Below are 23,437 nucleotides of genomic sequence, written 5' to 3'. Positions count from 1 at the left end.
GTGGAGCCTCAGAGGTGGCAACGGGGATTCAGGAAGCGCTGGCGAGCGGTCAATTGGCCCTGCGCCTTCTTGGCGATTTCGCCGCCAAGGTCGACGAGCGTGAGATTTCACTTGCGACGCGCAAGGCCAAGGCACTGACAGCCTATCTTGCTCTTTCAGACAACACGCAGGATACGCGCGAACGCTTGGTCGGGCTCTTATGGAGCGAGAGCGACGAAGAACATGCGCGGGCTTCGTTGCGGCAGGTCGTCCATGACCTCAGGCTTGCCTTCGACAATGCCGGCTTTGAGGGATTCCGGGCCGACAAGCAGAACCTGGCGCTCTCCCGCGACCGGCGCCGCTGCGACGTCGACGAGGTGCTTGCGGCTGCAGCGCAAGGCACGGTGCATCCGCGCCTGCTCGATACCCAGCGGATCACCGAGACCCTGCTGTCCGGTCTCGACAATCTCGATCCGGCCTTCCAGGTCTGGCTGCTGACCAAGCGCCAGCTGCTCCATGACAGATTGACGCTCGCGCTCGAGCGCTTGTTGCCCCGCGAGGGGGACTCTCGTGAAGCAAGTGACGCGGCTTTGGCTCTGCTCAACCTCGATCCAACGCACGAAATCGCCTGCCAGCACCTCATTCGGACGCGCGCGGCGCGTGGCGACGTCGGCGGAGCCCTGAAGATCTATAAATCTCTCTGGGACCTGCTGGAGGCCGACTACGACATCGAGCCATCCAAGGAGACTCAAGAGCTGATCGTTCGCATCAAGCAGATGCCGGGTCCAGGCGAGCAACAGCAGGCCCCGGCGATTGCCCAGAGCCTGCACGGAGTGTCGCAAATGCTGGCCCCCGCCCCGAAGCGACTGCTCATATCCGTCTGCGCGTTCCAGGCGAGCGGCGTGCCTGAGGGGATGCGTCACCTGGTCGACGGATTTCGCCACGAGTTCGTTGCCTGTCTCGCGCGTTTTCGCGAATGGTCGGTGCGGACATTGCCGCCGGTCTGGGAATCGGAGCCGAGAACCTGGTCGTCCCCGCCGGAATACATCGTCGAGGGCAGTACCTACGAGTTGAACGGCACGGTTCGGCTCGTCGTCACCCTGCGCGATGCGGCCAATTCCGTCTGCATCTGGAGCGAGCGCCATTCGATCACGCTGACCGAGTGGTTCGAAACGCAGGAGCGGATCGTCCGCCAGATCGCGATGGCGCTGAACATCCATGTCTCGGCCGAGCGGCTGCGGCGCCTTGCAGCCGGAGGCGAGATCACGCTGGAGATCCACGATCGATGGTTGCGCGGCCAGGCCCTGCTGCTGCAAATGGCCTCAAAGGACTGGCCGGCGGCCGCCGCCTTGATCGAGAGCCTGCTCGCCGATGCGCCGGATTTCTCTCCCGCCTTGAGTGGCCTCGTCCAATATCGCAACATCGCGCATATCGCGCTTCCAGGACAATTTCGCGATCGGGCCAAGCATCCCGAGACGCTGCGCATAGCACAGCGTGCGATCCAGCTCGATCCGCTGGATTCGCGTGCGCAGCTGGCGCTGGCATGGACCTACCAGCTGCTCGGCCGCATGGACGAATCGACGCTGCACGCGGCGCTTGCGGTCGATCTGAACGAAAATGATCCCTGGACCTTGATGGCGTCGGGCCAGATCTGTGCGTATTGCGGCGAATACGAGCGTGCAGCGAAGCTCTCGGCCACATCGCTCCGGATCACGCCGGTCCCCACGGCGCCGCAGATCGCCTATTCTGGCGCGATCAAGTTTCTATGCTCCGACTATGCGGGATGTTGCGATGCCTCTCGCGAGGATCTCGGGATGTCGCCAGCCTTCATCATATGGGAATGCGCGGCCAAGGCGCATCTCGGTCGCCTCGACGAGGCGAGGGCAGATCTGAAGATGGCGATGGAGCGCGTTGCTGCAGATTGGCACGGCCAGCAGAAGCCAACGCGCGAGAGCATCACGCGCTGGCTGTTGCACGTCTTTCCGATCGCGATTCGCTCGGATTGGGAGCGTCTGGCCGAAGGTCTTGCCGCGGCAGGCGCCCCCGTCGAGGGTATCGAGTTCGGACCGTGGTGAGCGCGGTCCTCAGCCGCAGGTATTGATGGTGTATTCGCCGACCCGCTCGGCGTGGAGCCTCGCCTTCTGGCTCGGGCTGCTCGTCTCTCCAGGCAGCGGCTTTGTCCCGTGGATGCGCTCGTAGAAGAGCGGCAACGGATAGGGCGGGCCGGCCAACTGCCGAGCTTCGGACTCCGCGATCCTGTCGCGGTGCGGGAGCTTCACGTAGTGCGTATCTAGCGGAACGTCGATCATCTCGAGCTTCAGGCCTTCGTTGCCCGTGACGTCGGCATTTTGCTCGCCGTCGTCGAAGAACAGCTGAACACCGGCAGCCTGGGCCTGCGCGACGAACTCGCGGAAGTCCTTCGGCTTGGGAAATTCGTTCTTGGGGTCGACGTCAGCCGGAAACGGATCCTTGTCGGTGATCACATGGCGGACGTAGTTCTTGCCGGTGGACCAGGTCTTGACCAGCTTGCCCCAATTCTCGTGATTGCCTGGAATGTTTCTGACGTTGATTCTCGGATAGGCCATCGCTTCTCTCCTTTCACGCTACATGGTTGTCATGCTTGGGTGACGCGTTGTCTGTCGTTGAGAAACCGCCGAACGGTGGTCAGGCTGATCTTTGGCCCGGGGCTCTCGATGTCCGCCAGGAATGCGAAGATGTTGGCTTGACCGTTCCCGGCCTTGCCGAGCGTTGCCGCCGACAAGGACGCGAGCTCGCTCTGCAACCCGCCTGCGGGATTGTCTGGCAGCAGCCGATCGGACTGCAAGACACCGCAGATCACGTCGGCGACGACGATCGAGCCCAGGATACCCAGGCGTTCGCCCTGGTTGCCGGAGTCGAGTCCTGCCTCGAAGCGGACGAACAGCGGGATCGGCGGATCGTTCGCGAGTGTCTTGATTTCCTTCTCCGAAAGCTTGTTGAAGGAGCCGAAGGTCGCGTCCGATCGCTTGGCCAACCATTCGGAGATGCGCGCAGCCCATGGCCGCGAACCGATCTTTCCGGCCAGCAATTCAGACTTGTCGAGCAGCGATCCGTGCGTGGTCCTGAGGCGGTCGACGAGAGGCCCGATCGACCAGGGCTGGATCGCAATGGAGCTCAGGAGGTCGCGCGCGATCAGATCGCCTTCGCCGGGGACCTCCTCCCCGATACCGACCTGAGACCATGGGCCGATCCGGATGCTGACGTTTCCGGCATTGGGGTCGCTGGTGAAGAACAGATCCCAATTCACCAGCCATGCGGTTTCCAGAGGAACGTCGGAGGGCGACTTGTCGGAGGTGCGCGCCAGGATCTGCTCGATGGTGAAGGCGTTGCCCGGGCCGCCGTTGAAGCGATAGATCGGCCGGATCATGGAATGGCCGAAACGGAAGAACCCGTTGGTGAACTCGAGTGGAGCCCGCCATTCGCCGCCGTCGAGCGAGGAGGACGGTTTCTGATCGGTGGTGTAAGCCTGCCAGACGTCCTGATGCAGAATGCGCGGAAGCAGGTCCTGACGGATCAGATTCCGGTAGATCAGAACGCAGGCAGTCCGTGCGGTCGTGAACAGTCGTTGCGCGTCAGCGAACGGATTGGCCGTGGGGAGCAGATTACCCCCTCGCACCAGTTCATCCACGATGCAATTGTGCAGTTCGTGGAAGAGAACCACGATCTGCGAGATGATCGCATGGGAATCGTTGCGCGGATCGGCGATCAGGGCTTCGGGATAGCTCGCCGTTCGGGCAAGCTGGGCGGCACTGCTCGTCGTGCCGCGCGCGATGTCCTTTCTCGGGCCGCGATGGTCCTGATCGTCCCGGTCGATCCGGGAATTGCCCAGCCGGAGCTTGCTGCGGAATGCGACCGGGGCGGCCTCATAGGCGTGCGGGCATTCGGTCGGTCCGCCGCCGTAGACGGTCTCGAGGCGTAACGGGGCATTTCGTACGTTGCTGAGCCCGGCCGTCTGCCCCTCGCCGAGCGAGGTCGAGATCGCACTGTGCACGAGGTCGTGCGCGACCATCTGCAGGAAGTAGGTGTAGCCGCTCGGCAGGTTGGGATTTGGCCTCGCTTTATTCTCGTCCGGATTGAACCTGATCAGATGCGCGAGCCTTTTCATCAGGCTCTCGGCCCGCGCCCATTGATCGGGATCCGATGGGTCAAATCGCTCGCCGCCAAGCGTGAAGCGCTGGTCCTCCGTAGGCGTCGAGATGAAGTGGCAGAAGCCGCCGGGGTCTTGCCCAGGCTCCCCCGAGCGTGGCTGAAAATGGGCGGTCCTGCGAAATTGCGTAGAAGAAATGGTCCCATGTGATGCCATGGCGTCCTCGCATCTACCTCGCCGATCTTAAGGATAGGTCCCGTTATTTCACCGTGAAATGATCTTTCGTTGTCGCGATGAGGCCCTTCACGATCCTCTCACACGCAAGCCTTATTCCGGCCAACAGGATGCAACAGCACCAAGAGGCAACGGTGGGATACCTAGAGCTAGATATTTCGGCACCGGGACATCGCCCGGAAAGTTTACCCGCCAGCCCCTGCAATCACTTTCAATTCCAGCCAGTCAGCCGGGGCAACGGAATGGTCGACTTCTCAATCCGAATGAAGAACAAACTTCGTTTCTCAACCTGCGACGCTCCGCACGTTCCGACAAGTAAAACTCACGAGGAGATCATTCTTGTCGAGCTGCGCGGCGACCTTCTGATGATCACCGCGCTTGGCGCGGATGGCAGTCCCGGAAGCCGCGTCTATGCGCAGCGCACGATCGACCTGCCAGAGACGTCACTCTTCATGATCCTCCCTGAACTGCCGTCCCACGTTCGGGACGGCGCTTTTTTCCCAGCGCTCGGCACCGTCGCAATCTTGCAGCTGCCCCCCGGACAACAGCGCCAGCTGCGCGCGGTTGGCACGGACAACAACAGCGGCCAATGTCACGGTTGGATTTTTGACGCAATCGAGGATGCGTCAAGCTCAAATTGACCGCACGGGGGCAGGTCCGGCCGGCAACCGGGGCGGGTGCGCTGATAGGTCGCCTGGAAGCGGCAGCTTCAGGCGAGAGGACACCGGACAGCCGGCGTCCGGCATGGTTCCGGCCTCGCTGCCGCAAGCGTTCGCTTGATGTGCGGCTGCTCTTTCATTAGAGATTGGCGTGTGAAGCGGCGAATTCGGAGCAAGATCTGATGCTCGTAGAATTCGCCAACAACTTCAACGCGGTCCCGTAGCTCAGCCGGATAGAGCGGCGGTTTCCTAAACCGTAGGTCGGATGTTCGAGTCATCCCGGGATCGCCATTCTCGCTGATCGCCAACGCATTTGTCTGTCGGCTACCGCGATCGGGCTGTTCTCACGTCAAGCCACGATCCGCGCAAAGCGCTTGCGGTATTCGGCGGGTGTCACGCCGACATGGCGCACGAATGCGCGGCGCAAGGTGTCCGCGTCGGCAAAGCCGCAATGCAGGGCCACCTGCTTGGGCGCTTCGTTGCCGAGCTCCAGCAGGCGCCTCGCCGCGTTGACGCGGGCTTCCTCGACCCAGGTCGCGGGCGTGATGCCGACTTCGGCGCGGAACAGCCGCGCGAAGTGACGCGGACTTAATTCCATGCGCGCCGCGAGGCTCGCGACGCTGTGGTCGAGTCCGGGATTGGCGGCGACCCAGCGCTGCAGCTCCTGCAGCGCGGCGCGACCGGCGGGGACAGTCTCGCCCTTGCGGGTGAATTGCATTTGCCCGCCCGGGCGCTTGAAGAACATCACGAGCTGGCTCGCAACCTTCATCGCGATCTCGCGGCCGAGGTCTTCCTCGACAAGCGCGAGTGCGAGATCGAGTCCCGCGGTGACGCCGGCGGCGGTGCGGAGCCTGCCGTCGGTGACGTAGATCGCGTCCTTGTCCACTCTGACCGACGGGAATTTTTCGGCGAGCCGGTCTGCCACCGCCCAATGCGTCGTGACTCGTTTGCCATCGAGCAGGCCCGCTGCGGCAAGGAAGAAGGCGCCCGAGCAGACCGACCCGAAGCGCCTTACCCTGGCCGCCCGCCGGCGAAGCCAATCGATCACCAAGCCATCGGCCGGCACATCGGCGGCGTTCGGGCATCCCGCGATCAACAAGGTGTCGATGCTCTCCTGGAAGCCGCGATCGATGATGCGGTCAGGCATCAGCCGGACCCCCGAGGAGCTGTGGACTGGGCCCGGCTCCGCTGCCGCGACCAGCAGCGCATAGGCTTCATAGCCAGCCTGCAAATTCGCCTCGGCGAAAACGTCGAGAGGGCCCGCGACGTCGAGCAGCTGCACGCCCGGCAGCGCCACGATCACGACAGTCCTCGGTTTCGGCTTTGCGCTCATGTCCGCCTCGGTCGGCATTTGTCCGTTTTCGACGTATTACGTCGATTGAGGACAGGATAGCCCAGATTTATGTTGCCGGCGACCCGAGATTTTCAGGAGACCGTCATGCAAGAGATCACCGAGGCCGCCGCCATTCCCGACAGCAGGTTGGCGCGCGCCATCACCGAGTACATCCGCGATAACGAAACGGAGCTGCTCTTCAACCATTCCAGCCGCGTTTATCATTTCGGCGCGCTGGCCGGCATCCGCCGCGGGCTCAAGTTCGACCGCGAGCTGCTCTATGCCGGCGCGATGTTTCACGACATCGGGCTGATGCCGGGCCATGGCAGCAAGCATGAACGCTTCGAAGTCGACGGCGCGCACGCCGCCCGTAACTTCCTGCGCAGCCAGGGCATCTCCGAAGCGGACGCCTACACAGTCTGGACCGCGATCGCGCTGCACACCACGCCGGGCGTGCCGCAACACATGCATCCCGTCGTCGCGCTGGTGACCGCCGGTGTCGAGATGGATGTCCTCGGCCTCACCTACAAGGACTATTCCGACGCGGAACGCGAGGCGGTGGTGAAGGCGTTTCCACGAACGCCGTACTTCAAGGAAGACATCATCCAGGCGTTCTACGACGGCATCAAGTACAGGCCGGACACGACGTTCGGCAACGTCAAGGCTGATGTCATCGCCGACAAGGAGCCGCATTTCCATCGCGGCAATTTCTGCAGCGTCATCCGCGGCTCGCACTGGCACGGTTGACCAGCGTTTCCGCAACCAAGGTGCGATCTCGAAACCGACAGGCGTGAACACGTGCGATCGTGAGACTTCGCGCGCGGGCAGCCATAGCCAATAGCCCCATATCCAGGACCATCCCATGACCGATGAACCGAAACGTTTGACCCATGCGACGGGCGCACCCGTCAGCGACAATCTGAACATCATGACCGCGGGCCGCCGCGGCCCCGCGCTTCTCCAGGACGTCTGGCTGATCGAGAAGCTGGCCCATTTCGATCGCGAGGTGATTCCGGAGCGGCGGATGCATGCCAAGGGCTCCGGCGCCTTCGGCACCTTCACGGTGACCCATGACATCACTCGCTACACCAAGGCGAAGATCTTCTCGCAAATCGGCAAGCAGACGCCGATGTTCGCAAGGTTCTCGACCGTGGCCGGCGAGCGCGGTGCGGCCGACGCCGAGCGCGACATCCGTGGCTTTGCGCTAAAGTTCTACACCGAGGAAGGCAATTGGGACATGGTGGGCAACAACACCCCGGTGTTCTTCTTCCGCGATCCCCTGCGCTTCCCCGACCTCAATCACGCGATCAAGCGCGACCCGCGCACCGGCATGCGCAGCGCCGACAACAATTGGGATTTCTGGACGCTGCTGCCGGAGGCGCTGCATCAGGTTACCATCGTCATGAGCGAGCGCGGCATTCCGAAGAGCTATCGCCACATGCATGGCTTTGGCAGCCACACCTACAGCTTCATCAACGCTGCCAACGAACGGACCTGGGTCAAGTTTCACTTCCGCACCCAGCAGGGCATCGCGAACCTGACGGACGCCGAGGCCGAGACGCTGGTCGGCAAGGACCGCGAGTCGCATCAACGCGATTTGTTCGGCAGCATCGACCGCGGCGAATTCCCGCGCTGGACCCTGTTCGTCCAGGTTATGACCGACAAGGAAGCCCTGGCGTTTCCGTTCAACCCGTTCGACCTGACCAAGGTCTGGCCCAAGGCGAGCTTTCCACTGATCGAGGTCGGCTATTTCGAGTTGAACCGCAATCCGGAGAACGTCTTCGCCGAGGTCGAGCAGGTCTCGTTCTCGCCCGCCCATGTCGTGCCCGGCATCAGCTTCTCGCCTGACAAGATGCTGCAGGCGCGCCTGTTCTCTTATGGCGATGCGGCGCGCTATCGGCTCGGCGTCAACCATCACCTCATTCCGGTCAATGCCCCGAAATGTCCGTATCACAGCTACCACCGCGATGGCGCCATGCGGACGGACGGCAATCTCGGGCGGACGCCGACCTATTTCCCGAACAGCCATGGCGAATGGACCGACCAGCCCGATCTCAACGAGCCGCCGCTGGAGATCGACGGCGCGGCCGCCCATTGGGATCACCGCGTCGATGACGACCACTATCAGCAGCCCGGCGATCTGTTCCGCAAGATGAACGCGACGCAGCGGCAGGTCCTGTTCGACAACACGGCACGCGCCGTCGGCGGTGCCGCGGTCCACATCCAGGAGCGGCATATCGCGAACTGCACCAAGGCCGATCCGGCCTACGGCGCCGGTGTCCGCAAGGCGCTGGAGCGCCTCGCCACGGTCCGCTCCGAATAGCCGTATCGAGGCGATCCCGGGGAGAAACGGCGTCCGATGCCGCAGCTCTTCTCGGGATCGCCATTTTGTCATGGGCATCGTCTCCGTTTGCCAAGGACTCCGGCGCAAAAATTGCTAGAAGTCGGGTCTTCCTTCCTTTTCGGCTGACGGATGGTCAGCCGCCTCACTGCTACATCCGGAGACCAGAATGCCTTTCGACCTGATCCTGCGCGGTGGGCGGGTGATCGACCCTTCCCAAAAGCTTGACGCCGTGACGGATGTCGCATTTTCGGGCGGCAAGGTCGCCGCGATCGGCAGCGGGCTCAAGGCGGATCCGGGCACCGATGTGCGCGACGTCTCGCGGTTCATCGTCACGCCGGGACTGATCGATCTCCACACCCATGTCTATTGGGGCGGCACCTCGCTCGGCATCGATGCCGAGGAATTTTGCCGCCTCTCCGGCGTAACCACGGCGGTGGACACCGGCAGCGCCGGGCCGGGCAATTTCGCAGGCTTCCGCAAGCATGTGATCGAGCCGAGCCAGGTCCGCATCCTCGCTTATCTGCACGTCTCCCATGCCGGCATCTTCGGCTTCTCGCACCGGATCATGGTGGGCGAGAGCGAGGAGCTGCGGCTGATGAATCCGATCGAGGCGGCCAAGGTCGCCGATGCCAACCGCGATCTCATCGTCGGCATCAAGGTCCGCGTCGGCCTGCATTCCTCAGGCACGTCAGGCGCGGTGCCGCTCGACATCGCGCTGGAGGTCGCCAACGAGGTCGGCATGCCGCTGATGGCGCATATCGACCATCCGCCGCCGAGCTATGAGGACGTGCTCGCCCGCCTGCGTCCCGGCGACGTGCTGACCCACGCGTTCCGTCCGTTCCCCAATACGCCGGCGACGGCGCAGGGCACGGTGAAGAAGGCCGTGCTGGACGCGCGCGAGCGCGGCGTGCTGTTTGATATCGGCCACGGCAAGGGCTCGTTCGCGTTCAAGACCGCGCGCGCCATGCTCGCCAACGGCTTCTATCCGGACACGATCTCCTCAGACATCCATCAGCTCTGCATCGACGGCCCGGCCTTCGACCAGGTCACGACCATGTCGAAGTTCCTGTGCATGGGCATGGAGCTGTCGGATGTGGTCGAGGCCTCGACGGTGAATGCGGCGATGGCGTTGCGGCGGCCCGAGCTCGGCAGCCTCAAGCCGGGCAGTGTCGGCGACGCCACGCTGATTTCGGTCAGGCAGGGCCAGTTCGACTATGAGGACGTCGTCGGCGAGCATCTGATCGGCGACCGCAAGATCGTCTCGGAAGGCGTCGTCATCGGCGGCCGCTGGTGGCACCCGAACTGAGACGGCACTAACCCTGCTCGCGATAGAATTGCAGCAGCCGCGTGCCGGCTGGCGAGAGCCAGTCGGGCGCCCCAGCGATATAGCCTTCGATGCGACCGCCCGTTCCGACCAGATAGGTGATGGGCATCCCGACGAGTGAGAACATCGCGCGCGAGGCTTCAGCCGCGGCGTCATAGGTGTCGACATAACAGGCGAGGTTCTGCACGGCGAGGCCGCCGAGAAAGCTGCGGATCTTGCGCAGGTCTTTGGTATCGGTGCAGATCGCGACCACGTCGAGCCGGTCGGGCCGCGATCCGGCGAGGCTTGCGAGCATGGGCAGATCGAGCTTGCAGGCCGGGCACCAGGTCGCCCAGAAGTTCACCAATGTGATGCGGCCCGGCTTGGCAGCCACGGCGACGTCCTTGCCGCGCAGATCCTGGAGCTTCAGCTGCGGCATCACCGCGCGCGGCCGCACCACGGTGAATTGGCTGCGGCCGGCCTCGAACACCGGCGGCCAGCTGTCCTGCGCGCCACTTGCGCGCGGGACAGCGAGAGAGGCTGCCGCGGCCATCAGGACCGACCGCCGCGACAGCGCCGGGATGCTTCTACGCATGGATATAGGCCCAGCCCTTCAGTTGCAGATCGACCACGCGGCCGATGCCGAACGGGACGAGGCTCGCGCCCGCGATCAGCGGAATCGAGATCTGCTCCTTGGACTCCGCGATCGCCTTGGACGAGGCGCACATGCTGTAGCTGAGGTTCGGCACCGACTGCCGCAATGTTGCGAGTGGCTCGACCAGCGGCGTCTTGTCCGCGCGGAAGACGTCGATGCCCTTGCCGTTGGCGACGACCTCGATCAGCAATCGCATGCCCTTCTCGGCAAAGTGCTTTGCGAGATTGGCCGAATAGCTGATCGCGTGACCCATGACATAGGGCTCGTTGCTATCGATCAGGATCACGACGCCGTCGGCAAGACGATCCTCCTTGGCCGCGGCAGCGCCGCCGGCCGTGAGGATCGCGGTGCCCGCGAGCAGGCCCCTGCGGGACCATCCATTGGCAGAGATCATGGCGACGGCGTCCTGCCGGTCAGAACTGACGCGGCGCGATCGGCGCCTTGCGGCTGCGTCCCCACAGCACGAACAGGCTGAGCGCGAGCAGGACGACATTGAGCGGCGTGACCGGCGCCTCGCCGCGCGAGAGGTGGAAGACGAGCGCGATCACCTGCAGCACCGCGCAACCCAGCGCGGCCAGCACCGTCAGCCGCGGCAGGATCCGCGTCAGGGCGGGCAGGATAATGCCGATGCCGCCGGCGAGATCGACCAGCGCGATGGAGCGGACGAAGGTTTCGGAATATTGCCCGGCCCACGGCATCATCGCGGCCAGCTGCGGAATGGGCGTGGTCAGCTTGACGAACCCAGCCGAGATGAAGACGAAGGCGATGAGGACCTGGCCGGCCCAGAGGCCGATGCGAAGGGCGCGGCCGGGCGTGGCGGTCTCAAGAGTGGTGGTGGCGGACATGGTGGTTCTCCAAGATGTGAGGGTTGCCACCATTTGATAGTTTCTCCATTTTTGATCATTATGCGTTTCAGGATAGGTTCCTTTCCTGGATGTTGATGATCTGATGGATACTCTGGTCAGCATGAGGGTGTTTTGCCTGGTCGCGGAGCTCAAGAGCTTCGCGACCGCGGCGCAGCGCCTGCGCATCTCGCCAGCCATGGCGAGCAAGCACGTGATGCAGCTCGAGCAGCGGCTCGGCACGCGGCTGCTGAACCGGACCAGCCGGCGGGTCAGCCTGAGCGAAAGCGGCGCGCTCTACTTCGAGCAGGCGCGGCAGATGCTGGATTCGCTCGACGAGGTCGAGGCAGCCGTCAGCAACGCGACCGTCATTCCGCATGGCACGCTGCGGCTGACCGCGCCGGTGTGGATGGCGAATGCGATCTTCGCAAGCGTGCTGGCCGACTACCAGGCGCGCTATCCGGAGGTGCGGCTCGACGTCGATCTCAGCGGACGGCTGGTCAATCTGGTCGAAGAAGGATTCGACCTCGCCTTGCGCGCGACCGGCGCACCGGACGAGGCGCTGATCGCGCGCCCCATCACCAACGTCCCGTTCTACATGGTGGCCGCTCCCGCCTTCCTCAAACGCGCGGGCCGCCCGGCGACCTTCGCCGATCTCTCCGGCGCCCCTGTGCTGCACTACGCGCTTTATCCGGGCGAGAGCTTCTCGTTCGCGGGGGAGCACGGTCCCGAAACCATCAAGTTCAATCCGGTGCTGCGCAGCGGCAACGAAACGCTGCTGCACATGGCCGCGCTCGGAGGCATGGGCCTCGCCTTCCTGCCGAAATGGCTGGTCGCGGAGGACATCGCCGCGGGACGCCTCGAACACGTCATGCCCGGACACATCATCTTTGTCGGAAAACTGTTCGCGGTCTATCCGAGCCGCAAATATCTCTCCGCGAAGGTGAGGACCTTCATCGACTTCGTCGCCGCCGACAAGCGGATGAAGTAGCTGCGCGGACCGGCGGTTCGCCGGCCGGTGTGATTGGTGCTCTCGCTATGGGAGCCGCTATTGCGCCGCGGATGCTCTTCTGCGTTCTTGCTCCGCCGTCAGGGCGTCAAGCTCCTTGCGGAAGAGCTTGAGTAATTGCTCGCTGACGTCCAGCAATGGACGCTGCATGGTCGTGAGATAGTCGAAAGTTCGTGAATTCCGGCTGCTTCGATGACGATCCCATGTCTCGATATCCGTCTTCCGCGAAGCGATGTCATTCTGGAACGAGACGATTGCTGACTTTCGCTCCTCCAGCAGGAACTCCAGGGTGTCCTTGTTCAGGTTCTTGAGCTGGTCCTCGGGCGGCTCGAAACGCGCGGCGAATTCCGCACTCAGGATTTCGCCGGGCTCCTTGAGATCGACCGAGACGAGTGTCCTGCGCGTGTATTCGGCGCTGAAATCGTGCCGGACCAGCTCGTCATGGATGGCGTCGTCGAGCCCGGACGACGAGGCTTGCCGCAACACCTTCTCGAGCTCGAAGAAGCCCGGCACGCTGGCGCCGAGTGCAGCCAGCTCACGCTGGACCGGCGGGCTCTGCACGATCTTGAGCTTCGTGCGCACTTCCCAGTGCGCCACCCGTTCGAAATGAGAGCCGTCGTCCAGATAATACATCAACGGCGTGTCGATCTGGATCGGGACGAGCGCGAGCTTGGTGACGTCGCGCAGGACGTCCGACTTCAGGAGATCGCCGGGTGCGATTCTGTTCGGCTTCTTGCCGGGCAAGAGCGGACAGCGCGCCTCGTCATAGGCTCGCGCGACCAGCTCCGAACAAAACAGATCTCCGCGCGCTTTCTTGCGGAGAGGAGCGATCCGGGTGCCGAGCGCTCCGGGCAGCGAGTAGCCGCGCGAGAGATATTGGTGGCCGAAATGCGCGGCCAATTGAGCATGCTGTGGCCCGTTGACCACGTCGAGGTTGAGCCTGAGGAACTTCACATTGGCCTTCGATCGTACGCCGGTCGCGCCGAGGGCGAACCGGCAGACGCCGGCGCCGACGGCTTCGATCATCAAGCCGTGCTCGATGCAAAGTGCGGCGTGGCTGAAGGGCGCCCGGGTCCCGGCCTGAATCGCGCTGCTCTGGAATGTCGAGTGATCGAGGAGCTTCAGTGGGACCCTGGTCAGCAGGATGTCGCCGGGACAAACGCGGCCTGCATCGAAGACGTAGACAGTCTCCAAGCTCTTGTTTGAAGAGCTCGCATCTGAAGATTTCTTTTCCGAAGATCTCTTTTCTGAAGATCTCTTGTGATCCGAGGGTCGCTTCTTGCCTGAACGCGATGTGGTATCAGGAGGCGACTTGCCCCGGGGTCGCTTTCCTGACGCGGGTCGCTTTCGCATGACACGGACACTCCGGGCCTCGCCAGCTCTCTGTGGAGATTATCGCTCCCGTTCCACGCCAACAACCATAGAATGATGTTATTACGGACTACAGCGAACGCGCGATCAACAGCTTCATGATCTCGTTGGTGCCGCCATAGATCTTCTGGATGCGGGAATCGATGAAGATGCGCGAGATCGGGTATTCCTGCATGTAGCCGTAGCCGCCGAACAGCTGGAGGCATTCGTCGGCGGTCTGGACCTGCTTGTCCGAGCACCAGTATTTCGCCATCGATGCCGTCACGGTGTCGAGATCCCCGGCGATCAGCTGCTCGATGCACCAGTCGACGAAGACGCGCGCGATCATGGCTTCGGTCTTGCGCTCGGCGAGGGTGAAGGCGGTGTTCTGGAAGTCCATCAACGGCTTGCCGAACGCCTTTCTTTCCTTGGTGTATTCGGTGGTGAGCTTGACCGCCCGCTCCATCGAGGCGACGGCGCCGACCGCCAGCGCAAGGCGCTCCTGTGGGAGCTGCTGCATCAGCTGCACGAAGCCCTGGCCTTCCTCCTTGCCCAGCAGGTTTTCCGGCGGCACCGTGACGTTGTCGAAGAACAGCTCCGATGTGTCGGAGGCGTGCAGGCCGATCTTGTCCAGGTTGCGCCCGCGCTTGTAACCGTCCGCACCTTCAGTCTCGACCACGAGCAGCGAGATGCCTTTCGCCCCGGCCTCGCCGGTTCGCGCGACGACAATGACGAGATCGGCGGCCTGGCCGTTGGTGATGAAAGTCTTCTGGCCGTTGATGACGTAGGAATTGCCCTGCTTCTTCGCCGTGGTCTTGACGCTTTGCAGGTCCGAGCCGGTGCCGGGCTCGGTCATGGCGATGGCGCCGACCATCTCGCCCGAGGCCATCTTCGGCAGCCAGCGCTTCTTCTGCTCCTCCGAGCCGTAATTGAGGATGTAGTGCGCGACGATGGCGCTGTGCACGGAGACGCCGGTGGTCAGCTCCGGCACCGTGCTTTCGAGATCGTCCAGCACGGCGGCGTCATAGGCGAAGGTCGCGCCCAGCCCGCCATATGCCTCCGGCACGCTCGCCAGCAGCGCGCCCATCTCGCCAAGACCGCGCCAGGCGAAGCGATCGACCATCTTCTGCTCGCGCCATTTTTCCGCGCGCGGCGCCAGGTCCTTGGCGAGATATTTCCGGAACTGGTCGCGGAAGACGTCGAGCTCTTCGGTCATCCAGGAGGAGCGGTAGGACATGATTACCTCGATTGATGCGGCTTTCCGGCTTGGTAGGCTAGTCGGCCGCGGCAATTATTGTGTTTTCAGGCTGCGCCGGTGGCGCTACCAAGGCGGCCGTAACGGCATCTGTCGGGATGATTGATTGTGGCTGTCAAAACGCAAGAGCTCAAGCTCGACATCGAGCGCATCGGCAGGGTCTCGGCGATCCTGACGCAGCCGGACAACGCGCGCGCCTGCTACGTCCTGGGGCATGGCGCCGGCGCCGACATGCGGCACGCTTTCATGGAGAAGGCCGCAGCGGGCTTGGCGGATCGCGGCATCGCGACGTTCCGATTCAATTTTCTCTACATGGAAAAGAAACACGGGCGTCCCGACCAGCCGGCGGTCGCGCATGCCGCGATCCGCGCGGCGGTCGCGGAAGCGGCGCGGCTCTGTCCCGGATTGAAGCTCATCGCGGGTGGAAAGTCGTTCGGTGGGCGCATGACCTCGCAGGCGCAATCCAAGGCTCCGCTGCCGGGCGTAAAGGGGCTAGCCTTCCTCGGCTTTCCCCTTCATGCCGACAAGAAGCCGTCATCCGAGCGCGCCGACCACCTTGCTCAGGTCGCGATCCCCATGCTGTTCCTGCAAGGCACGCGCGATGGGCTGGCCGATCTCGGCCATCTCAAGCCGGTCATCGCAGCGCTCGGGGCGAAGGCGACGCTACATGAGATCGAAGGTGGTGATCACTCCTTCGCGGTGCTGAAGAAGTCCGGCCGCACCAACGACGAAGCGCTTGCCGAAGTGCTCGACACGCTCGCCGCCTGGATCGACGATCTCGGCTAAAGCTCAGGCGGAATAGAGCCCCTTGTCGCGCGCCCTCTGGATCGCGAGCGCGGCGACCAGGTCTAGCGTCGGCGTCGACAGGCCGGCGGTGCGGGCGAAGGCGGCGGGGGCCTTCACCAGCACGTCGATCTCCATGGCGCGGCCGAGCTCGTAATCCTGCAGCAGCGACGGCTTGTGGTTGGGGGCGGGGCCGCTGCGGGTCACGCGCTTGACCTCGGGGATGAAGTGCTGGGCGATGTCGTTGGCCTCGTTCAGCATGCGCGGGATGACGTCGGCGAAGGCCGGGTCGTCGCGCACGCCGCGCGCGGTCTGGCCGGTGAGCAGGCACAGCACCGAGAGCGACATGTTGGTCAGCAGCTTTGACCAGATCGCCTCGCGGATCTCGGCCACCGGCGGCGATTCGAGCCGCGCATCGTTGAACACGCTCCGCAGCTTCGTGATGCGCTCGCAATTGCGGTCGTCGCATTCGCCGATCAGGAGGCGATTGCGGTCCGGCGTCAGGTTCTGCACGACGCCGGCCGCGGTTACCTCGTTGGACGAGAAGATGACCCCGCCGATAATCCGCTCCTTCGGGATGCAGGCGCGCAGACGTCCGCCGGGGTCGAGAAAGGAAATGTCTGGCGGGGTCGGATGCCGCGGCGGCAGGCCGATGCCATACCACCAGGGAATGCCGTTCTGCGCGAACACGATGGCGGTATCGTCCTGGAGCAGCGGCTTGATGCTGGACACCAGTCCCGTCAGTGCGGTGGCCTTCAGCGTCGAGATCACGACGTCCTGTTGGCCGAGCTGGGCCGGATCGCCTGAGGCGTTCACCTTCGCACTGACCTCGGAATCGCCGACGCGCAGCTTCAGGCCGTTGGCGCGGACCGCCTCCAGATGCGCCCCTCGCATCACGCAACTGACCTCATGGCCGGCGCGCGCCAGCCTGACCGCGATATGGCTGCCGACGGCGCCCGCGCCGAAAATGCAGATGCGCATGTAATGTCCCGTCCCTGATCGCTTTGCCTGGTCCCTGGATGCCGTCCGGCGGCAGCATGACACAAGCCGCCATGCGATGGGCGCGGCCGCCCCACGCTGGAAAGATATGGATCGGGATGCGTTGCCTCGGCCATAGTGCGCGCCCAACGAACGACCGGAGGATCGCCAATGACTGCCAACCCCGTCCTGTGGACCCTCGATGAGCGTGGGGTCGCGACCGTCACGTTGAACCGGCCGGAGGTCAACAACGCCTATGACGGCGCGCTGATCGCAGGCGTGCTCGCGGCCATGGACGATCTCGGTCAGAAGCCGAACCTGCGTGTCGTCGTGCTCAAGGGTAACGGCAAGCATTTCCAGGCCGGCGCCGACCTCAAATGGATCAACGGCGTGCGGCCGCAGTCGGCCGAGGCCAACGAGGCGGCCTCACGCGCGACGTTCGAGGCCGTGCAGCGGCTCAACACGTTGGCGATCCCGACCGTCGCCTTGGTGCAGGGCGGCTGCTTTGGCGGCGGTACCGGCGTGATCGCGGCTTGCGACGTCGTGATTGCCGCGGACAACGCCCTGTTCTCGATCACGGAGGTGCGCTGGGGCCTGACCGCCGCGATCATCATCCCGCAGCTCTGCGATGCCATTGGTGTGCGGCAGGTCCGCCGCTACGCGCTGACCGGGGAACGTTTCGGCGCCGAGGACGCCCGCCGCATCGGCCTCGCCCACGAGGTGGTGCCGCTCGCCGATCTCGAAGCGGCAGGTCGCAAGGTGGTCGAACAGCTGCTCGCCAATGGACCGGAGGCGATGGCCGAGACCAAGCGCCTTGCACTCGAAAGCTCGTTCGGCGGCATGGCGGTGGACGATGCCGCCTACAAGCGGCTCGTGCACCTGCATTCGGTCAAGCGCCAGAGCCCGGAGGCGGCAGAGGGGCTGGCCTCGTTCGCGGAGAAGCGGGCGGCGAACTGGGGCGGCGGCAAAAGCTGAACGTCAGCAGCCGCGGCAGATGTTGTTGATGCTGCGATAGACGGCATCGTCGTCCTGCCGCATCTGGCGCAGCGTTTCGAACGTCTTGCTCTCGTCAGTCGGCGCGGCGGGCTTGCGCTTCGCCGCAAGCTCTTCCTCCTGGCGCTTGTAGCAGGCCTCGCGATCGGGCTTGGCCTGGATGAAGCGGCAGTTCTGCTCCAGCGCTGCGGCGGGCGTGGCAGAGATCGCGAGAGCGACGAGAGCGGGCAGAGCGAATTTCAAAAGCGTCGAATCCATTCGTTGAACCAGGTTGCTCTCGTCGCCCGGCTTGACTGGGCCAGCCAGTACGCAGCGGCGCTCATGGCGCGGCTCTTCTCTCAGGTTCATTGTCCGAGAGCAACCGCCATCTTGTGACGGTAACACGATGCGGCTCACAGCGACGGCGCCAGTGACGTTTTCAGCAGCGTAAGCAGCGCTTGCACCGCTGCCGCATTGCGTCGGCGTTCGGGGATCGCAGCCTTCACCCACAATTCCGGAATCGGAAAGTCGCGCAACACCGGCTTGAGCGTGCCGTCGCGCAAGGCATCCGCGACGAGATAATGCGACATCAGCGCGATGCCGTTGCCGGCGATGGCGCTGCGCGCCAGCACATGTCCCTCGTTGGAGGAGAGCAGCGGGCTGACCTGGATGCTGATGCGGCCGCGCGGCCCGTCGAAAACCCATTCAGGACCCGTCGGCATGAAGCTGAGGCAGCGATGCTCGACGAGGTCGCGGGGATGCTTTGGCGTGCCGTGCTTCTTCAAATAGGAAGGCGAAGCGCAGAGTAGTCGCTTCAGCGGGCACAAGGGCTCGTCGACTACGCCGCCGAAGGAATGCGGAAAAGCTCCGATGGCGATGTCGAATCCTTCAGTGACGGGATCGACCGGGCGATCGATCAGCACGATCTCGAGCTTCAGCCGCGGGTTCTGGGTCTGGAATGCACTGAAGGCATCCGCGAGCCGCGCCACCGTCAGCGAGGTCGGCGCCTTGATGCGGAGGTGATCGACGAGATCGTGGCCTTTTTCGCCCATGCGCGAGAGCAGGTCAGTGGCGTCAGTCACGACGCCGCGGGCGCGATGGACGTAGCGCTGGCCCGCTTCGGTCAGCCGCAATTGCCGGGTCGAGCGATGAAACAGCGGTGTGCCGATCCGCGCCTCCAGCTGCGTGACGCGTTTTGCGACGACCGAGGTCGAGACATTGAGTTTTCGCGCGGCAGCGGAGAAGCCGGCGGCATCGGCGGTGGCGAGGAAGGCCTGAAGGTTCACCAGGATGTCCATTTTGACCTTTCTCGATTCGCGAAAGCTGATCGCGTATTTTGGTGGATTGTAGCCTGCTGCGCGTTAATTCATAGTCGTCTGCAAGCAAGGGATTTTGGGAGCGGACGCGCCATGCGGGCCATGATCGAAGAACCGGCACGGAAAGTGCCGCTCTATGGCGAATATGAAGTCGTTGTCCTCGGCGGCGGCCCGGCCGGCATCGTCGCTGCGGCCTCCGCGGCGCGCGCGGGCCGGAAGACGCTGCTGATCGAGCGCTACGGTTTTCTCGGCGGCATGGGCACCGCCGCCGGCGTCACCAATTTCTGCGGCCTGCACGGCAATGTCTACGGCAAGGCCCACCGGCTGGTGCAGGGCATGGCGTCCGAGCTCCTGGCGCGGATCGATCTGCTCAACGGCCTCAACGCCCCGCACCTGATCCTCGGCAAGGTGTTTGCGCAGGCCTATGACACCGCGGCCTACAAGATCGCGGCCGATCAGCTGCTCGCCAGCTACAAGGTCAACATCCTCTTCCACGCGCTCGGCGCCGGCGTGGTGATGGGCGACGACCGCCGCATCGACGCGCTGATGGTCGAGACAAAGGCCGGCCGGCAGGCGGTGCGCGCGGAGATCTTCATCGACTGCTCCGGTGACGGCGATCTCGCGGTCTGGGCCGGCGCGCCGTTCGAGATCGGCGACGAGCACGGCCATCCGCTCTATCCCTCGATGATGCTCCGCCTCAACGGCATCGATCCCGACAAGGCGGGCGAAGCCTGGCGCACCATCCCGCAATTGATGGAGAAAGCGCTCGCCGCTGGCACCCACACATTCCCGCGCAAGAGCGCGATCGTGCGGCCGCAAAAATCTGGCATCGAATGGCGGGTCAACTTTACGCAAGTCGCGCGTGAGGACGGCCACGCCATCAACGGCGTCGAGCCCGATGATCTCACCCGCGGCGAGATCGAGGGCCGCAAGCAGGCGCTCGCCGCCTACGAGTTCCTGCGTAGCGCCGTGCCGGGCTTTGAAAAATCCTACATCGTCGATTTGCCGCCGCAGCTCGGCATCCGCGAGACGCGCCGCGTCAGGGGCGGCTACCAGCTCAGCGGCGAGGATGTGCTCGGCTGCGCCTCGTTCGAGGATTCCATCGGCGTCAACGGCTGGCCGATCGAGGCCCACGTTCCCGGCGATGTCGTCTTCACCTTCCCGCCCATCCCGGAATCGCGCGGTTACAATGAGCTGCCGTACCGCATGCTGGTGCCCGAAGGCGTCGACAATCTCCTGGTCGCCGGCCGCTGTGCCTCGATGACCCATGAGGGCCAATCGGCGGCGCGGGTTTCCGGTGCCTGTTTCGTGATGGGCGAGGCCGCCGGTTCCGCCGCCGCGCTGGCGCTTTCCGGAAACCGGATCCCCCGCGAAATCCCCATTGAAAAATTGCAGGAAACGTTGAAACAACAGGGCGCCTTCATCGGGCGGGACCAGGCGGTGCCCGAGGGCCTGTAACGGACTGCAAGACAAGCACGAGAGGAAACGGGATGATCGGAATTGCAAGGCTCGCAGCTGCTGGCCTGTTGGCGATCATGGCGATGGGCACGGCCCGGGCCGAGGACGCGCTGAAGGCCAAGGTCGGCGTGCTCCGCCTGTCGTCCTCCGCGCCTGTTTTCATCGCGCAGGACAAGGGCTACTTTCGCGAGGCCGGCCTGGACGTCGAGCTGAAATTCTTCGATGCTGCGCAGCCGATCGCGGTCGCGACCACCTCGGGCGACGTCGATTTCGGCGTCACCGCCTTCACCGCCGGTCTCTACAATCTTGCCGGCAAGGGCACGCTGAAGGTGATCGGCGGCATGAGCCGCGAGAAGGCCGGCTATCCCCTGATCGGCTATTTCGCCAGCAACAACGCCTATGCGGCCGGCCTGAAGGCGCCGAAGGACCTCGCCGGCAAGCGCATCGCGGTCACGCAGGTTGGCTCCTCCTTTCATTATTCGCTCGGCCTGCTCGCCGACAAATACGGCTTCAAGCTCGCCGACGTGAAGATCGTGCCGCTGCAATCGCTGTCGAACGCCGCTGCCGCGCTCAAGGGTGAGACCGTCGACGCGGCGCTGCTGCCGATCTCCACCGCGCGAAAATTGATGGATGAGGGCGGCGCTAAATTCCTGGGCTGGGTCGGCGACGAGACACCCTGGCAGCTGGGCGCGGTGTTCGCTTCGCCGAAGACGCTGACCAACAAGGCGCTGGTGACGAAATTCCTCGGCGTGCTCGCGAAAGCCGATCGCGAATATCACGACGTCATCCTCGCCTCCATGAAGGACGGTGTCGCCCCGATCAACGACAAGACCAAGCCGCTGTTGGAGATCATCGCCAAATACACCAACCTGCCGGTCGAGCAGGTGGTCGGCAACTGCGCCTATATCGATCCCGACGGCAAGCTCGACGTGAAGAACGTCGACAACCAGATCAAATGGCTCCAGGAGCAGGGATTCGCTGACAAGGGCTTTGACGCGAACGCGATCATCGCCAAGGATTATGTGAAGGCGGATTGATGTATCCGTCATTCCGGGGCTCGCGAAGCGAGAACCCGGAATCTCGAGGTTCCGGGTCTGGTCCTTCGGACCATCCCGGAACGACAGAGCAAGGGATCGACGAGATAGAATGGACCTGATCGCCAACCACATCTCCCACCGCTTCGGCGATCTCGCCGTGCTCGACGACATCTCGTTCACCCTCAGTGCCGGCGAGGTGGTAGCGATCGTCGGCCCTTCCGGCTGCGGCAAGAGTACACTGCTGTCAATCCTCGGTGGCCTGTTGCAGCCGACCTCCGGCACACCCGAGCTGCGCGGCGCGCCGCCGGCGGACAGTCTCAATCCGCTCACCTTCGTGTTTCAGGATTTCGCGCTGCTGCCTTGGGCGACGGTCGAGGAGAACGTCGAATTTCCGCTGCTGCACACCCAGCTCTCGGCCGCGCAGCGCCGCGCTTTGGTTGACGACGCCTTGCGCCGCACGGGCCTGACCGATTTCCGCACGACCTATCCGAAACAGCTTTCCGGCGGCATGCGCCAGCGCGTCGGCATTTCGCGCGCGCTGGCGGTGAAGCCCGCGATCCTGCTGATGGACGAGCCGCTCTCGGCGCTGGATTCGCAGACCCGCGAATTGCTGATGGAAGACTTTGTTCGCCTGCTCGCCGACGGTGGCATGGGCGCGGTCTATGTCACGCACAATCTCGAAGAAGCGGCGCGCCTCGCTGACCGCATCGTGGTGCTGTCGCGCCGGCCCGGCCGCATTCGCGAGGTCGTCACCGTGCCGATGACGCGGGCCGCGCGCGGCGAGGCGGCGGCGCGTGAGAAATTGCTCGCGCTCCAGAACCAGATCTGGTCGCTGATCCGCAACGAGGCGATCGATGCCGAGCGCGAGGTCCAGCATGCTTGACCGCGCGGCGCACACATCAACGAAAGACGAGACGACCCGGCGCGTCCGCTTCCGCGGCGCCGGCTTCGTGCCCGCCTCGAGCCGCTTCGGCGGCTGGATCGCGCTCGCCCTCGTCATCGCGATCTGGCAGGTCGCCGGCAGCACAGGCCTCGTCAATCCGCTGTTCCTGCCGGCGCCATCGGCGATCGCGCGCGCGATCTATGAGCTCGCGATGTCGGGTGCGCTCTGGCAGCATCTCTCGGCCTCGCTGCTCCGCATCGGCGTCGGCTGGCTGCTGGGCACGGCCGCCGGTGTCGCCGTCGGCTTCGCCATCGGCCTGTCCAGGCTCGCGCGCAGCGTCGGCATCACCTTCATCTCGGCGCTGTTCCCGATCCCGAAGATCGCGCTGCTGCCGCTCTTGATCCTCTGGCTCGGCATCGGCGAAGAGCCGAAGATCGCGACCATTGCGCTCGGTGTTTTCTTCTCGACCGCGATCTCGGTCTATAGCGGCGTCGATGCGGTGCCGCGCAACCTCATCCGCATGGCGCAAAGTTTCAACGTTCCCTTCGCCACCATCGTGCGCAAGGTGATCTGGCCGGGCGCGCTGCCCGCGATCCTCGCCGGGTTCCGCATCACCGCGTCCGTAGCGCTATTGCTCGTCGTCAGCGCCGAGATGATCGGCGCGCAATACGGCATCGGCGCCTTCGTGCTGCAGGCCGGCAATCTGATGCAGACCGATCAGCTGCTCGCGGGCGTGGTGATCCTGTCGGTGTTTGGGCTTGTCGTGGGGAAGGTGATCGGCTGGCTGGAAACGCGGCTGCTGCACTGGCGGTAGCCAAATCCACCGCAACCCGTAGCTGCCGTAGGGTGGGCAAAGCGAAGCGTGCCCACCATTCCTTCATGAGTCGCGAAGACGTGGGCACGGCGCTCCGCGCCTTTGCC

General features: G+C 64.2%; 23 protein-coding genes and 1 tRNA gene. 13 read left to right on the top strand and 11 right to left on the bottom strand.

Annotated elements, in window-relative coordinates; genetic code table 11:
• Positions 1 to 14: 14 nt before the first annotated feature.
• Positions 15 to 2,054, top strand: coding sequence for a BTAD domain-containing putative transcriptional regulator (locus tag WN72_RS45195; protein ID WP_167380587.1), 2,040 nt, complete (start codon positions 15 to 17; stop codon positions 2,052 to 2,054).
• Between the two features lie 9 nt (positions 2,055 to 2,063).
• On the opposite strand, the gene WN72_RS45190 is transcribed toward WN72_RS45195, so the two are convergent.
• Both WN72_RS45190 and WN72_RS45185 read right to left on the bottom strand, forming a co-directional pair.
• Positions 2,064 to 2,564 (bottom strand): hypothetical protein, encoded by a 501-nt coding sequence (locus tag WN72_RS45190; protein ID WP_027564176.1) that lies wholly within the window; start codon positions 2,562 to 2,564, stop codon positions 2,064 to 2,066.
• Positions 2,565 to 2,593: 29 nt separating this feature from the next.
• Complete coding sequence (locus tag WN72_RS45185; RefSeq protein ID WP_167380588.1) at positions 2,594 to 4,123, bottom strand: peroxidase family protein; 1,530 nt, start codon at positions 4,121 to 4,123, stop codon at positions 2,594 to 2,596.
• Between the two features lie 458 nt (positions 4,124 to 4,581).
• Here WN72_RS45185 and WN72_RS45180 point away from each other — a divergent pair, with 458 nt between their 5' ends.
• Together WN72_RS45180 and WN72_RS45175 are read left to right on the top strand one after the other, a co-directional pair.
• Positions 4,582 to 4,980: a hypothetical protein gene (locus tag WN72_RS45180; protein WP_092212138.1), complete on the top strand. Its 399-nt coding sequence runs from the start codon at positions 4,582 to 4,584 to the stop codon at positions 4,978 to 4,980.
• 232 nt (positions 4,981 to 5,212) lie between these two features.
• Positions 5,213 to 5,289, top strand: a tRNA-Arg gene (locus tag WN72_RS45175).
• Positions 5,290 to 5,347: 58 nt separating this feature from the next.
• Here the strand turns inward: WN72_RS45175 and WN72_RS45170 are convergent.
• Positions 5,348 to 6,331: a GlxA family transcriptional regulator gene (locus WN72_RS45170; RefSeq protein ID WP_092212405.1), complete on the bottom strand. Its 984-nt coding sequence runs from the start codon at positions 6,329 to 6,331 to the stop codon at positions 5,348 to 5,350.
• Positions 6,332 to 6,436: 105 nt separating this feature from the next.
• On the opposite strand from WN72_RS45170, the gene WN72_RS45165 reads away from it, so the two are divergent.
• The 3 genes from WN72_RS45165 to WN72_RS45155 all read left to right on the top strand — a co-directional run bounded on the left by WN72_RS45165 (position 6,437) and on the right by WN72_RS45155 (position 9,981).
• Positions 6,437 to 7,078, top strand: a complete 642-nt coding sequence (locus WN72_RS45165) for an HD domain-containing protein (RefSeq protein WP_092212407.1) — start codon at positions 6,437 to 6,439, stop codon at positions 7,076 to 7,078.
• A gap of 115 nt (positions 7,079 to 7,193) precedes the next feature.
• Positions 7,194 to 8,654: a catalase gene (locus WN72_RS45160; protein WP_027564181.1), complete on the top strand. Its 1,461-nt coding sequence runs from the start codon at positions 7,194 to 7,196 to the stop codon at positions 8,652 to 8,654.
• Between the two features lie 187 nt (positions 8,655 to 8,841).
• Positions 8,842 to 9,981 (top strand): amidohydrolase/deacetylase family metallohydrolase, encoded by a 1,140-nt coding sequence (locus WN72_RS45155; protein WP_092212140.1) that lies wholly within the window; start codon positions 8,842 to 8,844, stop codon positions 9,979 to 9,981.
• Positions 9,982 to 9,988: 7 nt separating this feature from the next.
• On the opposite strand, the gene WN72_RS45150 is transcribed toward WN72_RS45155, so the two are convergent.
• The 3 genes from WN72_RS45150 to WN72_RS45140 are packed head-to-tail and all read right to left on the bottom strand — an operon-like array spanning position 9,989 to position 11,478.
• Complete coding sequence (locus WN72_RS45150; protein WP_092212142.1) at positions 9,989 to 10,573, bottom strand: TlpA family protein disulfide reductase; 585 nt, start codon at positions 10,571 to 10,573, stop codon at positions 9,989 to 9,991.
• Positions 10,566 to 11,027, bottom strand: a complete 462-nt coding sequence (locus WN72_RS45145) for a DsrE family protein (protein WP_092212144.1) — start codon at positions 11,025 to 11,027, stop codon at positions 10,566 to 10,568. The genes WN72_RS45150 and WN72_RS45145 overlap by 8 nt, the downstream gene beginning before the upstream one ends.
• Before the next feature lie 19 nt (positions 11,028 to 11,046).
• The gene (locus WN72_RS45140) at positions 11,047 to 11,478 is read right to left on the bottom strand and encodes a DoxX family protein (protein ID WP_167380589.1); all 432 of its coding nucleotides are present in this window, start codon (positions 11,476 to 11,478) and stop codon (positions 11,047 to 11,049) included.
• Positions 11,479 to 11,581: 103 nt separating this feature from the next.
• Between WN72_RS45140 and WN72_RS45135 the strand changes: the two genes are divergently transcribed.
• Entirely contained in the window at positions 11,582 to 12,466 is an 885-nt protein-coding gene (locus WN72_RS45135; protein ID WP_092212148.1) for a LysR family transcriptional regulator, read from the top strand.
• 57 nt (positions 12,467 to 12,523) lie between these two features.
• On the opposite strand, the gene WN72_RS45130 is transcribed toward WN72_RS45135, so the two are convergent.
• Both WN72_RS45130 and WN72_RS45125 read right to left on the bottom strand, forming a co-directional pair.
• Complete coding sequence (locus tag WN72_RS45130; protein WP_092212150.1) at positions 12,524 to 13,678, bottom strand: C40 family peptidase; 1,155 nt, start codon at positions 13,676 to 13,678, stop codon at positions 12,524 to 12,526.
• Between the two features lie 247 nt (positions 13,679 to 13,925).
• Positions 13,926 to 15,071, bottom strand: coding sequence for an acyl-CoA dehydrogenase family protein (locus tag WN72_RS45125; protein WP_092212152.1), 1,146 nt, complete (start codon positions 15,069 to 15,071; stop codon positions 13,926 to 13,928).
• Between the two features lie 126 nt (positions 15,072 to 15,197).
• Between WN72_RS45125 and WN72_RS45120 the strand changes: the two genes are divergently transcribed.
• Positions 15,198 to 15,875: an alpha/beta hydrolase family protein gene (locus tag WN72_RS45120; RefSeq protein ID WP_092212154.1), complete on the top strand. Its 678-nt coding sequence runs from the start codon at positions 15,198 to 15,200 to the stop codon at positions 15,873 to 15,875.
• 3 nt (positions 15,876 to 15,878) lie between these two features.
• On the opposite strand, the gene WN72_RS45115 is transcribed toward WN72_RS45120, so the two are convergent.
• Positions 15,879 to 16,853: a ketopantoate reductase family protein gene (locus WN72_RS45115; RefSeq protein ID WP_092212156.1), complete on the bottom strand. Its 975-nt coding sequence runs from the start codon at positions 16,851 to 16,853 to the stop codon at positions 15,879 to 15,881.
• 168 nt (positions 16,854 to 17,021) lie between these two features.
• On the opposite strand from WN72_RS45115, the gene WN72_RS45110 reads away from it, so the two are divergent.
• A complete protein-coding gene (locus WN72_RS45110) occupies positions 17,022 to 17,825 on the top strand; it encodes an enoyl-CoA hydratase-related protein (protein ID WP_092212158.1) in 804 nt (267 codons plus the stop codon).
• Positions 17,826 to 17,828: 3 nt separating this feature from the next.
• On the opposite strand, the gene WN72_RS45105 is transcribed toward WN72_RS45110, so the two are convergent.
• On the bottom strand, positions 17,829 to 18,101 hold the full coding sequence (locus tag WN72_RS45105) for a hypothetical protein (RefSeq protein WP_092212160.1): 273 nt from the start codon (positions 18,099 to 18,101) through the stop codon (positions 17,829 to 17,831).
• A gap of 134 nt (positions 18,102 to 18,235) precedes the next feature.
• Positions 18,236 to 19,120, bottom strand: a complete 885-nt coding sequence (locus WN72_RS45100) for a LysR family transcriptional regulator (RefSeq protein WP_092212162.1) — start codon at positions 19,118 to 19,120, stop codon at positions 18,236 to 18,238.
• Positions 19,121 to 19,231: 111 nt separating this feature from the next.
• Between WN72_RS45100 and WN72_RS45095 the strand changes: the two genes are divergently transcribed.
• The 4 genes from WN72_RS45095 (at position 19,232) to WN72_RS45080 (ending at position 23,330) form a co-directional block, all read left to right on the top strand.
• The gene (locus WN72_RS45095; RefSeq protein ID WP_092212164.1) at positions 19,232 to 20,596 is read left to right on the top strand and encodes an FAD-dependent oxidoreductase; all 1,365 of its coding nucleotides are present in this window, start codon (positions 19,232 to 19,234) and stop codon (positions 20,594 to 20,596) included.
• A 32-nt stretch (positions 20,597 to 20,628) separates the two neighbouring features.
• Positions 20,629 to 21,633 carry an ABC transporter substrate-binding protein gene (locus WN72_RS45090; RefSeq protein WP_092212166.1) on the top strand — a complete coding sequence of 335 codons (1,005 nt, stop codon included), beginning with the start codon at positions 20,629 to 20,631 and terminating at the stop codon, positions 21,631 to 21,633.
• A 109-nt stretch (positions 21,634 to 21,742) separates the two neighbouring features.
• On the top strand, positions 21,743 to 22,516 hold the full coding sequence (locus tag WN72_RS45085) for an ABC transporter ATP-binding protein (RefSeq protein ID WP_027564196.1): 774 nt from the start codon (positions 21,743 to 21,745) through the stop codon (positions 22,514 to 22,516).
• Positions 22,509 to 23,330 carry an ABC transporter permease gene (locus tag WN72_RS45080; protein WP_027564197.1) on the top strand — a complete coding sequence of 274 codons (822 nt, stop codon included), beginning with the start codon at positions 22,509 to 22,511 and terminating at the stop codon, positions 23,328 to 23,330. The genes WN72_RS45085 and WN72_RS45080 overlap by 8 nt, the downstream gene beginning before the upstream one ends.
• The last annotated feature ends 107 nt before the right edge of the window (positions 23,331 to 23,437 follow it).

The sequence above is a fragment of the Bradyrhizobium arachidis genome (assembly GCF_015291705.1).
Lineage (GTDB): Bacteria > Pseudomonadota > Alphaproteobacteria > Rhizobiales > Xanthobacteraceae > Bradyrhizobium > Bradyrhizobium arachidis.
This window is presented reverse-complemented; position numbering and strand designations above follow the sequence as displayed.